This window comes from Streptococcus sp. S784/96/1 (assembly GCF_902729355.1).
GTDB lineage: Bacteria > Bacillota > Bacilli > Lactobacillales > Streptococcaceae > Streptococcus > Streptococcus caledonicus.
The window spans coordinates 24929-38001 of the sequence record NZ_CACVCC010000001.1 but is presented as its reverse complement, the minus strand read 5'-3'; the positions used below and the strand labels follow the sequence as shown (position 1 = coordinate 38001).

Annotated in this window: 8 protein-coding genes; 7 read left to right on the top strand and 1 reads right to left on the bottom strand. The window is 39.3% G+C overall.

Translation table 11 applies throughout. The features are described from left to right. Nucleotides 1–31 precede the first annotated feature (31 nt). Together GZ996_RS00140 and GZ996_RS00135 are read left to right on the top strand one after the other, a co-directional pair. Entirely contained in the window at nucleotides 32–1678 is a 1647-nt protein-coding gene (locus tag GZ996_RS00140; protein ID WP_162011024.1) for a glycoside hydrolase family 3 protein, read from the top strand. After that, nucleotides 1665–4265 carry an alpha-L-rhamnosidase gene (locus tag GZ996_RS00135; protein WP_162011023.1) on the top strand — a complete coding sequence of 867 codons (2601 nt, stop codon included), beginning with the start codon at nucleotides 1665–1667 and terminating at the stop codon, nucleotides 4263–4265. The genes GZ996_RS00140 and GZ996_RS00135 overlap by 14 nt, the downstream gene beginning before the upstream one ends. Nucleotides 4266–4409: 144 nt before the next feature. On the opposite strand, the gene GZ996_RS00130 is transcribed toward GZ996_RS00135, so the two are convergent. Next, nucleotides 4410–4598, bottom strand: coding sequence for a hypothetical protein (locus tag GZ996_RS00130; protein WP_162011022.1), 189 nt, complete (start codon nucleotides 4596–4598; stop codon nucleotides 4410–4412). 248 nt (nucleotides 4599–4846) lie between these two features. Between GZ996_RS00130 and GZ996_RS00125 the strand changes: the two genes are divergently transcribed. The 5 genes from GZ996_RS00125 to GZ996_RS00105 all read left to right on the top strand — a co-directional run bounded on the left by GZ996_RS00125 (nucleotide 4847) and on the right by GZ996_RS00105 (nucleotide 12924). Next, nucleotides 4847–6532: a glycoside hydrolase family 3 protein gene (locus GZ996_RS00125; RefSeq protein WP_162011021.1), complete on the top strand. Its 1686-nt coding sequence runs from the start codon at nucleotides 4847–4849 to the stop codon at nucleotides 6530–6532. Between the two features lie 15 nt (nucleotides 6533–6547). Continuing rightward, a complete protein-coding gene (locus GZ996_RS00120; protein WP_162011020.1) occupies nucleotides 6548–9349 on the top strand; it encodes an alpha-L-rhamnosidase in 2802 nt (933 codons plus the stop codon). Nucleotides 9350–9787: 438 nt separating this feature from the next. After that, nucleotides 9788–10459: a beta-phosphoglucomutase gene (gene pgmB, locus GZ996_RS00115; protein ID WP_161979346.1), complete on the top strand. Its 672-nt coding sequence runs from the start codon at nucleotides 9788–9790 to the stop codon at nucleotides 10457–10459. 4 nt (nucleotides 10460–10463) lie between these two features. Continuing rightward, a complete protein-coding gene (locus GZ996_RS00110) occupies nucleotides 10464–11366 on the top strand; it encodes a glycoside hydrolase family 43 protein (protein ID WP_162011019.1) in 903 nt (300 codons plus the stop codon). A gap of 1 nt (nucleotide 11367) precedes the next feature. Further along, nucleotides 11368–12924, top strand: coding sequence for a glycoside hydrolase family 43 protein (locus GZ996_RS00105; protein WP_162011018.1), 1557 nt, complete (start codon nucleotides 11368–11370; stop codon nucleotides 12922–12924). The last annotated feature ends 149 nt before the right edge of the window (nucleotides 12925–13073 follow it).

Below are 13073 nucleotides of genomic sequence, written 5' to 3'. Positions count from 1 at the left end.
CCTCCTTAGTCTTATGTGAAAGGAAAATACCATGAATTTAAAACAGAAACCATTCTATCTTGATGATGATGCCATCCAGTGGGTTCAAGAAACACTAAGTCACTTGAGCTTAGATGAAAAAATAGGTCAACTCTTTCTTCCTATCGGTTACTCAACAGATTCCGAATACCTCGACCATTTAATTTCTCTCGGTATTGGTGGGCTATTTTTCCGCCCTGGAGAAGCTACAGAGGTTCAGAAAACTTATCAGTACATGCAAGAAAATAGCAAAATTCCACTATTAACAGCAGCCAATCTTGAAGATGGTGGTAACGGAGCTGCGTTTGAAGCAACTGCCTACGGTCGCCAAATGGCCGTTGCTGCTACAGGTGACTCTCGAGATGCTTACACTTTAGGAAAAATAGCTGCTCGTGATGGTAAGGCAGTCGGTGTAAACTGGGGATTTTCTCCAGTCATTGATCTAGACTTCAATTTTAGAAATCCTATCACAAATGTCCGTACCTATGGTAGTCAAGTTAACCATGTTATTGAAAATGCCAAGGCCTATACACAAGCTTTCCATGATAATGGTTTAATGACATCAATCAAACATTTCCCAGGAGATGGGGTGGATGAACGTGACCAACACCTGTTGACCTCTATTAATAGCTTGTCAATGCCTGCTTGGCGCAAAACATTTGGCCGTGTCTACCAAGAACTGATTGATTACGGGTCTAAAGCAGTTATGATTGGCCATATCGCCCTACCAGCCTACACAGATGATGAGATGCCTGCAACACTTAATCCTAAGATTTTGCAAAATTTACTCCGAAAGGAACTTGGTTTTAACGGCTTAACCATAACAGATGCCAGTCCTATGGTAGGATTTGGATCAGCAATGAAACGTCGTGAGGCTGTTCCTTATGCCATTCAGGCAGGTTGTGACATGTTACTCTTTAATCGTGTTTTAGAAGAAGATATTCAATTCATGAAAGACGGTATCACCAATGGCATTTTGACACTGGAACGTCTAGATGAAGCTGTTACAAGAATTCTAGCTACTAAAGCTTCACTTGGATTACACTTACACATCGAACACGGTTCAGGACAATTTGAAAACTACGAACAAGAGCAAAATGAGCTGGCAGACCGCTCTATTACTCTTGTCAAAGACGATCAAAACCTACTGCCTCTCACTCCAAGATATCATAAACGTTTACTTATTCAAATTTTGGGTGGTTTTGAATCCAATTCTAGAGTAACTAAGCAAGTTACCTCCGAGTTAAAATCACGTGGTTTTGATGTAACTATCTATGAACCTGAAACTAATTTTTGGGAATTAGATACCGTCCAAGACTTTACCAACAAATATGATGCTGTCCTCTACATTGCTAACGTTGAAAATGCAAGCAATCAAACCGTGGCTCGTATCAACTGGCATACTTTATTTGGTTTAGGAAATAATCTCCCTTGGTTTGTCAAAGAAATTCCAACTGCTTTAATTAGCTTTGGAAATCCTTATCATATTTTTGACTTACCTATGGTCGACACCGTCATCAATGCTTATTGTAACTATGAGCATTTCATCAAAGCAACTATTACTAAACTAACTGGTGAAACTTCATTCAAGGGAATTAGTCCAATTAACCCATTCTGCGATAATCATATTTTAAAGGAGCTAAGACATGAAAATCCATAATTTAAAGGTAAATGGTATCAATGAGCCCCTTGGGTACCATTTTGATTATTTAACGTTTTCTTGGGAATTGGCTACTCAACACGTCCCAGATAATCTCTCTTTCACCATTGAAGTAGCTAAAGACAGTACATTTTTAGACATTGTTTGGAAAGATGAAACAATTGACACCTTTAATACCATAAGCACTACGGCTGATTTTTTAGAACCTAGACAACACTATTTTTGGCGAGTTTCCACAGAAAATAGTCAAGCAGTTAGCCATTTTGAAACCTCAAAGATGGATGAACTTTGGAGTGCTGATTGGATCACTTATAACGAAAAAAGTTTACCAAGCGTCCGCTTTTCAAAACACATCTCTGTGGACAAACCAGTTCAATCTGCAAGACTATACAGCCTTGGTTTAGGACTTTACGAAGTTGAGCTCAACGGTCAAAAGGTTGGTCAAGAATATTTCACCCCAGGTTATCATAGCTATGATTTCATTGAGCAATATCAGACCTATGATGTGACTGATTTACTCACTCCAGAAATGGAACTCTCTTTTATTTTAGGAAACGGCTGGTACCGTGGCCGTTTTGTCTTCGAAGGTGGTTTTGAAAACCTTTACGGGGATAAGCAAAAACTAATTGCTGAACTTCATATTACTTATCAAGACGGTAGCACTGAATTAATTGTTACCGACAATTCTTGGAAAACGACGAGCACAGCAATTCAGGATAATTCTATTTACGATGGCGAAACTATTAATTTTGGCCATACTATTAAACTTTTAACCACAGTGGAAGTCAACGATACTAAGCAGAATTTACAAGGGCGAATCGACCCACCAATAGGAATTGTGGAATCTTTCACTCCTTGTGTTTTTTATGACGCTGCCGGGCAACTTATTTTAGACTTTGGGCAAGAAATAACAGGATGGATTAGTGGTACATTACCTGCTAATAAAAAAAGAGTGACCTTTCAATTTGCAGAAATCTTGCAAAATGATACTTTCTACACGGATAATTTACGGACTGCTAAACAAACCTTTACCATTCTTAATAATGATATCCAGCGCTTTATCAGACCTCACTTCACTTTCTTTGGTTTTCGATATGTAAAAGTTGAAGGACTAACCGAACATGAAGCAAAAACATTTAAAGCTCAAGCTATTCATAGCTTGATGGATGAGAGATTTTCTTTCTCATCTTCTCATGGTAAATTGAACCAACTGATGAGCAATATTCGCTGGAGTCAAAAAGATAATTTTCTAAGTATCCCAACAGATTGTCCACAGCGAGATGAACGTATGGGATGGACAGGGGATATCACTGTTTTTGCTAATACTGCCTGCTATAATATGGAAACTAGAGCTTTCTTGGGACATTTTATGCAAATGCTTAGTCTAGAACAAAAACATCTTAATGGAGCTATACCTTTCTTTGCCCCTCTTCCTAAAGTTGATAATAAAGAAGGGCTAAATCCCTTCTTGACAAGTGCTGGCGCGGCTGTTTGGGGAGACGCTGCTACTGTTCTGCCTTACACGCTCTATAAACATTTCCGAGACAAGGGGTTACTAGCAAAACATATAGATAGTATGGTGGATTGGGTTGATTTTATTTATCAACAAGATGAAGCCAGAGGCGGAAACAGGCTATGGGATTTTGGTTGGCAGTTGGGAGACTGGCTAGCTCTTGACTCTGGTATCAAGGGCTCTGTATTTGGTGCTACAGATTCTGCTTTGGTAGCTTCTGTCTACTACTACCTCTCTGCTAATTATACGGCACAAGCACTCCACATTTTAAACGACAAACGTACTAAGTTTTACCAACAATTAACCGAGGACATTCGTCAAGCAATACTAAAGACTTACTTTATTGAAAATAAACTAAACCTGAATCCTAAAACACTCCAATCTGAGGTTGAGCATATTCGCCAAAATATGGCTAATACTTTTGCTGGGCAAAGTATCCCAACTCGAATTGACACACAAACAGGTTTATCACTCCTCCTTCGATACGGTCTTTACCCAAATGAAATGGCGCAAAAAGACTTGATTGACCGTTTGAAAAATAACTTAACTGAGCACGATGGATTTTTAACCACAGGATTTGCCGGAACTCCTGCATTACCACATGCCCTACTAGATAATGGGCTAAAACAAGAAGCTTTTAATCTATTATTCAAAGAAGCTGCTCCTAGTTGGCTATTTGAAGTCAATATGGGGGCTACAACCACTTGGGAACGTTGGGATTCTCTTTTGCCAGATGGAACGATCAGTGGTACAGATATGAACTCTCTCAACCATTATGCTTATGGTGCAATTGAAGATTTTATTGTTGAAAAATTACTTGGAATAAACCTTCCAGATGTTATTGACAACACCGCAACTTATACCATATTTCCCCATTACACAGATCATTTAGATTGGGTGGAGGGGCGTTTAAAAACTCCTAATGGTGATTTAACGGTTCGTTGGGAAAAAAATGGCACAAGAGTCTCTATTTCAGTGAACTTACCCGTTAGAACAAAAGCTATTTTCATCACACCTAATGGTGATTATCAATGGTTACAAGCAGGAGAAAATCATTTGTCCTTCATCGCATAATCATGATATGCTAGATTTTTTCGTAAAAATAGTTGACTCATCACTACTAACCAGCCTCATCACAAATGGCTGGTTTTGGTGTATGATGTCAAAAAACCAGACTTAGCTGGTCTAAAATGCATGAAAAACAGTTGGGGAGTATTGTCATTGTTGCCGACGCTGGTTATATCTTTTGTAGATACTTCTGATTGCTGCACTGAGTAAAATGCTAAGCATTCCCCAAAGTCTCATACTATCTTTCGAATGACCTACATCTGACAAGACAGTCACTAACAGCAGATAAAGACCTATTCCACCCAATAGGATACTGATGCCATAAACGATATATTTCATAAAGCCCTCCATTCTTCGTTTCAAATCCGTATATGAGACCAGAGCTATACATTAGACTTACTCTTTCAATCTTTTCCTAAAGGATATACTATTATTTGTTATTAATCAAATTTTTTGAATGCGTTTCCTATAAAATAGACACCTCGCCAAAAATCTGTGAAATGAACACAATAGAGGTTATTTTAAGCTATTGTTTCCGTTAACAATTATTGATAAACTGAAGAAAATGATTTATTTGGAGGACAGCTATGGTAGACTTATCACAATCTCCCTTTCATTTGACACAAGAGCAAAGCGATTTTGTTGCTCAAACCGTCAATAATCTTACCCTAGACGAAAAAATTGGTCAACTTTTCTTTGTTATCGGTCAGGATGACAATCTAGAGACCTTTATTGAAACTTATAAACCTGGTGGCATGATGTACCGTCCTGGCTCTGCAGCAACCATCAAAAAGAATATCCAAACGATTCAGAATCACGCTAATATTCCTCTCTTTTTTGCAGCTAATTTAGAATCTGGTGGTAACGGTATTATTTCAGAGGGAACTTGGCTCGGAAATCCTCTGCAAATGGCGGCGACTGATGACACAGAGTCTGCTTATCAACTGGGAAAAGTAGCTAGCTACGAAGCTAATCAGGTCGGTTGCAACATGAGCTTCTCACCAATCGTTGATATTGATTACAACTTCAGAAATCCAATCACCAACACGCGCACCTTTGGTTCAGACCCCAGACGAGTACTCCACATGGCTCAGGCTCAGGCAAAAGGACTAGAAGAAAATCATGTCATTCCCGTGATCAAACATTTCCCTGGAGACGGTGTGGACGAACGTGACCAACATCTCCTCTCAAGCATTAACAGTTTATCTGCTGAAGATTGGTCAAAAACCTATGGTCATATTTACAAAACATTAATTGACAAAGGTGCCCCAAGTGTCATGATTGGTCATATCTATCAACCAGCTTGGGAAAGAAAATTGTGTCCTAGCATTGCAGATAAGGACCTCCGCCCAGCTTCTGCTTCAAGACTGTTGATCAACGGACTTTTACGAACAGAACTTGGTTTTAACGGACTAGCCATTACTGATGCAACAGCTATGGTAGGCTACAACGTTATTATGCCACGTGAACAACTTCTTGCAGAAACCATCAATGCTGGTATTGATATGATTTTGTTCAATAAAAATATTGATGAAGATTACGTTGCCATCCGTAAGGCAGTTGAGACCGGTGTCATTTCAAAAGAACGTCTTGACGAAGCTGTCACACGCATTATCGCAACAAAAGTGTCCCAACAACTGTTGACCGTGGATAACAAGCTAGGTATTACTATTCCTGAAACGCTTACCTTAAAAACAGAAGAACACGGTACTATCACATCAAAAATTGCTCAAAAATCAGTAACACTGGTTAAAGATCGTGATAACCTATTACCACTTTCACCAGATAAAACACCTCGAATTCGTCTTGTCGTCCTTGGCGATTCTGACGAAGGGGGCTTTAAAGAAGGTGGGAAAGTAACTGATCTTTTCAAGGATGGTTTAACAGAACTTGGTTTTGAGGTTACCCCTTATCAGATGGATTTTCATGAAATGTTTGAAGAAGGCGTTGAAGATTTGAAAGAAAAATGTGATTTGGCCTTTTATGTTGCTAATGTCGAAACAGCCTCTAACCAAACCACTACACGCTTAAATTGGATCCAACTTATGGCAGCTAACGCACCATGGTTTGCTTCAAGTTTACCAACTGTTTTTGTTTCTACTGCAAACCCCTACCACCTTTTTGACGTGCCGTACCTATCAACATTTATTAATGCCTATACCGGTACACCTGAGACTGTCAAAGCTGTACTTCGCAAAATTGTTGGTAATGAGGCCTTTGAAGGTATCAATCCTGTTGACCCATTCTGCGGTGACTTCGTTGCTAAATTATAACTAGAGGAGGAATAAATGAACATTTCAAGTATTCTTATCAATCATATGACCGAACCTATTGGTTTTGAATTAAAAAGCTTACGCGTTGATTTTAAAATCGAAGCTGATACAGACATAGCTGTTCAAAAAAAATTAGTCATCTCAACTGCTGAAGCAGTCGTTTATGAAACGGACTTTATGGCCTATGACAATAATCATTTTGAGGTTCCTATAAAACTCACTCCTCGGACGCATTATGATGTTGAGGTTATGATTAAATCCTCAGAAGACATTATTACTGCTCAAACCTTTTTTGAAACCGGGAAAATGTCTGAACCTTTCAGCGCCAAATGGATTGCGAACAAGGATAAGTCTGTACAAAATACCCTTTTTCGCTCTGCTATTTCCATTGATAAACCCGTGAAACAAGCTCGTCTTTATATGACCGCTCTTGGGGTTTATGAAACCTATATTGATGGCAAGAAAATCGGGAAAGAATTCCTAGCTCCTGGGCAAACGGCTTACGATGAGTGGGTACAAATTCAAACCTACGACGTTACAGAAGCTTTTTCTTCTGGGCAACATGAACTCCTTATCTCAACTGCTGATGGTTGGTTTAAAGGGGCTTATGGTTTTATTGAAGGCGTGGATTGTATCTATGGGGATCAGCACCGCGCGCTTGCTGAATACCATATTGTTTACGAAGATGGCACAAACGATGTTTTTGTCACGGATGAAGGTTGGGAAACAACCTCTGGGCAAGTCACTAAATCTTCGATTTACTATGGAGAAGACCGTGATGATACAAATATGATTTCAGACTGGCAGCCTGTTATTCTGGCAGAAGCTGACAATAGTGTTTTAACAGACCGTCTTAGCCTACCTCTCATTGTCAAAGAAACCCTTGATGTTCAGGAGGTACTTCAGACACCTGCTGGTGAAACGGTTCTTGACTTTGGACAAAATCACGCTGGTATTTTCCGCTTCTACAATCGTTCTCCAAAAGGAACTCGTATCTTCTTACAAGTCGGCGAAATTTTACAAGAAAATAATTTTTATAATGGTAATCTTCGTTCTGCCCGTGCTGGTTTTGAATACATCTCAGATGGTGTGGAAAAATGGGTACAACCTAAGTTCACTTACTATGGTTTCCGATACATGAAGGTGGAAGGCCTCACCGATATCGTTGCCGATGACTTTAAGGCTGATGTTGTTTATTCAGACATGCCTTCAACAGGCAGCATTACAACCAACAATCCAAAGGTTAACCGCCTTTTCCAAAATGTTATCTGGGGGCAAAAGAGCAATTTCTTTGATGTTCCAACCGATTGTCCGCAACGCGACGAACGTCTAGGTTGGACAGGAGATACAAATGTCTTCTCAAATACAGCCCTCTTCAACATGGATGCCTATGCCTTCTTCCGCAAATTTTTACGAGATGTTGCCATTGAACAAAAACTTAATGATGGTCGTTCCCCAATGTATGCACCATCATTTGGTAATCCTGATGGTGGTGGTGCTATTTGGGGAGATGTCACTACCTTTGTCCCTTGGAACAGTTACCAAGCTACGGGAGATTCTAGCATCTTAACAGAACATTATGACAATATGAAGGCTTGGGTTGATTGGATTGGTCGCAATACTAAAACTGAAAATCTCTGGACAGGCTGCTTCCAATTTGGGGACTGGTTGGCTCTAGACGGTGAAAATCCTGCTATGCCAACAGGTAAAACAGACGAAGATTTTATCGCATCTATTTACTATCACTATTCTGCACATATTGTTGCCGAAACCGCTAAATTGATTGGCGATACTAATGATGCCTTAGCTTATGAAACTCTTTCTAAAAACATTCTCAAAGCCATTCGTGATGAATATATTTCAGCTAACGGTAAATTAACTATTGATACACAAACAGCTTATGCATTAGCTCTTCAATTCGAACTGGTTCCTACAGAGCAACGCCAACGGGTTACTGCTGACTTGATCAAACGTTTAAGCAAAGATGATGATCATCTTAAGACTGGTTTCATCGGAACACCATACATCAACCAAATGCTATCAAAATATGGGCAACATAAATTAGCCACAAAAATTTTCCTTTTGGAAGATTTACCAAGCTGGCTATATGCTGTTAATATGGGAGCAACAACCGTCTGGGAACGTTGGAATTCCGTAGAACCGGATGGTCATATGAACCCTGAGGGAATGAACTCTCTCAACCATTATTCTATCGGTGCTATCATGGAGTGGGCTTACAAATATATTGTTGGTATCCGTAACCCTCAAAACGGCTACAAAGTCTTTGATTTTGCTCCTGAATTTGACTATCGCCTTGATACTATTGACGCTCACTTTGATTCTCCTTATGGGAAAATTGCTGTCGCTTATCAGATTGAAAGTGATGACAAGCACACCATTAAACTCAATCTAAGTGTTCCATTTGGTAGTACTGCACAAGTGACTCTTCCACGTTCTAAAAACGTCGTTGTGACCATTAATGGTGCTAACCACATAGGAGGACAGTTTAATCTGACTGCTGGTAACTATTCTATTAGCTATATTCCAACCGAAAATTACATCGAGCACTATTCTGCTGAGACGACGGTTGCTGAAATCATGGCTGACCCATATCTTGTGGAGCAAATTGATGCCATTAATACTGAAAATCCAATACTAGGCTTCTTTAAAAATGATACCGAAGCTGTAAATGGTGGTCTTGGTAAAATGTCACTAGCCAAAGTAAATGCTATTTTGCCATTCATCACCATTTCAGAGGAAAATCTCGAAATGGTGAATCAAGTATTAGAATCAACTGTCATTTTGGCACAACGCTAGTTTATATGAGAAACGAGGTTGGGACAAAATATCTCAACCTTCTCTTTTTGATAGTAATAACAGATCGACGCAGTGGTTGATTGGAGGTCTGCAACTGGACAGTTCTTCATTTTCAAGTGTCCACCTCAAATAGTCTACTGGACTATTTGAATACCACACAATCGTTAGCGGCCATCCTATACGAATGTGATGAACATCGTTCATCTTATTTCCAACCTCCAAAGATCTCCCAGACCTTAACGATTGAGACGAACTTCGTTCGCCTTATTCCCCACCTTAAAAGGTTTCCCAAACCTTTTGAACTATACGGATGTGAGAGTGAAACTGTCCACTGGACAGTTTCAGCCTAAGTTTATAAACCAGAGAGCGAGAGTCATTTGTTGGCGATTTAACGATTGTTGTCCCACTCTCTTCTCATTTTTTAGAAAGGAAATATCTATGTTTAAAGGTGCACTTTTCGACCTTGACGGTGTGATTGCAGATACTGCCGTCTTTCACTTTGCTGCTTGGAAAAATTTGGTAAAAAAACACTTTAACGCTGATTTACCAGATGAATTAGAAGAAAAAACCAAAGGGATTAGCCGCGAGGATTCACTCCATGTTATTTTAAATTATCTTAATATCCAAGTCTCAGATGAAGAGTTCAGAGCTCTAGCAGCTGAAAAAAATGAAGCCTATGTAGAAGCATTAAATGTTTTAAATCCAAATTACATCCTACCTGGCATCACATCATTTATCAGCGACCTCAAATCAAATCATGTCAAAATCGCCCTAGCATCAGCTTCTAAAAATGGACCATTAATCTTAAAAAAATTAGGCCTTTCAGACGCTTTTGACGCCATTGCTGATCCTGCTAAAGTCGCTGCTGGAAAACCTGCACCAGACATTTTTTTGGCAGCAGCTAAATCTCTTAATCTCAATCCTAAAGACTGTATTGGGGTTGAAGATGCAGTTGCTGGTGTATCTGCTATCAATGCTTCTGGAGCCACTTCGATCGCTGTCGGAGGAGTTGAATTAAGTCAGGCTACCAAGCGCTTTAACAATACATCTGAACTTAATTTTAAAGAAGTCTTATCAGCTTGGCAATCTAATATGGCATTAGAAAGATAGTTCTATGAAGCGTCAAGAAATTAATATTCGAGATCCATACATATTAGTGCATAATGAGACCTACTATCTCTATGGAACAAGAAGTCAAACAACATGGTCAGACGCTGATGGCTTTGACTGCTATGTTTCCCAAAATCTTACCGATTGGGAAGGACCAATAGAGGTTTTTAAACCTACAGATGATTTTTTTGCTACCCAAAATTTTTGGGCTCCTGAAGTTTATGCCTATCAGAATGCGTTTTATATGGTAACAACTCTAGGAGCTAAAAATCAAACCAAGGGCATTTATGTCCTAAAAGCAGATCAACCAATCGGACCATTTGAACTCATCAGTGATCGTCTAACGCCTGAAAATTGGGCTGCAATAGATGGCACCTTATACTTTGAAAAGGAGACTCCTTATCTTATTTTTTCTCATTCTTTTGAGACTTCCCCTGATGGTGACATGTGCCTATTACCTCTGAACAAGGATTTAACCTCAGTAAGAGAGGAACATCCATTAACACTTTTTTCTGCCAAGGAAGCTAGCTGGGCCAAGCCAGTTCCTTTTGCCAAGGAAGAATTTGGCATGGATGAAGATGTGTATTTCACAGATGGTCCTTCTCTGTTTAAGGATGAACAAAATAACCTATACATGATTTGGTCTTCTTGGAGTACTACAGGATATGCAGTAGGATTAGCACAATCTGAGACTGGTTCGGTGATTGGTCCATGGCAACAGCTCCCTGATTTGTTATTTGGTGAAAACGGAGGTCATGCTATGGTTTTCAAAGACCTAAATCAAACATTACGATTTGCATACCATTTCCCAAATGACCATTACAGAGAAAAACCTCAATTTGCTGAACTTATCCAAAAACACAACTCTTACAAGCTAATCAATCGCACTGATCTTTTGGAGGATTAAAATGGCATTTTCTTATCAAAACCCCATCCTACGTGGTATGTATCCCGACCCATCCATCGTTCGTGTAGAGGATACTTTTTACCTTGTTAACTCAACCTTTGAATATTATCCTGGTATTGCACTCTCTAAATCAACTGACCTTCTCAATTGGACGAAATTACCATCAATCGTAACAGAAGTCAGCCAGGCTGATTTACGTTCTTCCAAATCTAATGAAGGTATTTTTGCAGTCTGCATTCGCTATCACGACGGTCATTTCTATGTTATTACAACTAACTTCGCTGAGTTTAAAAACTTTATTATCCGTGGCACTTTAAGTGACGATGGTAGACATATTATCTGGGAGCGAAACCGTGTCGTTGTCGATATTTTTGGTATTGATCCTGATCTCTTTTTTGAAAATGGCAGAGCCTATGTCCAGTTTACGGGTTATATTGATAATAAAGGCACTAAAGCCATTCAGCAAGTTGAAATTGATATTACTAGTGGTACTATTCTTAAAGGCCCAAAAGTCCTAAGTCTAGGAACTGGTGGACGTGATGTCGAAGGGCCACATATCATTAAACGAAACGACTGGTACTATCTCTTAGCCGCAGAAGGTGGAACTGGATTAGGGCATATGATTACCATGTTCCGTAGCAAGTCCTTATGGGGGCCTTACGAAGAAGCACCACAAAATCCGCTTTTCACTAATCGAGATCGTGCGGATGAACCTTTGCAAAATATTGGTCATGCCGATCTCTTCCAAGACGCTTCGGGTAATTGGTGGTTGACTTGCTTGGGAACTCGTCCTACTGCCATTGATCACATCCAAATTACCAATATTGGCCGTGAAACATTATTATACCCCGTTGATTGGTCAACGGAGTGGCCAAGTATTTACAATGGTACTCCAACACTTACAGTTGATTTAACAGATTTCCCAGAACATGCTAAAACACTCAAAAATCAAGACTTAACTGACTTTGTTGATGATTTTTCAGAAGATAAATTACATCCCGAATGGGTTAGCCTTAGAGATTCTCTAACAGCCAGATTGAGTCTTACAAATGGAACACTAATCCTGTCTGGCTCTTCTCTCACATTATCCAATGTAGGAACACCAAGTTTTCTAGCACTCAGACAAACCGAACATCAGGAAAAATTTACCATTGATATTGATACTAAAGAAACTAAAATCAATACTGGAGCTATTGGTATCGCAGTAACCATAAACACTGATCACTATGGTGCCCTCTTAATCGAAAAAGGAGATACCGAAGGTACTTACCATATCTTTAAAGTAGCAAAAGTTCTTGATTTAGAAATCAAAGAACGTATTGCTACTATTGAGCAACTCCCTGAACAATTGGTACTAGAACATGGCAAAGATTATAAGCGTTTCTCCGCACTCCTTGACCACAAAACGATAACATTTGACCTCCATGCTCAGCACTTCTCCAATGAGGCCATTGCAGCTCTAAATACAGGAGATTTCCAAGGTATGTACGTCTTAGACGATGCTAAGCTAGTTGTAGTTCATGCAAGTAGGAAGGTTCTCTTAGACAACGAAAGGTAAGGTTCCATTACGCTATATTTTTAAACATTTGTAATTCCTATTGTTTTAAAGCAACCTCCTTAATATTAATGAAGTCTCATTTCAATTTCCAACTATGATTATCCTTTATCGTCGTACTATAGTGGATTGAATAAAGGTCAGGACATCAT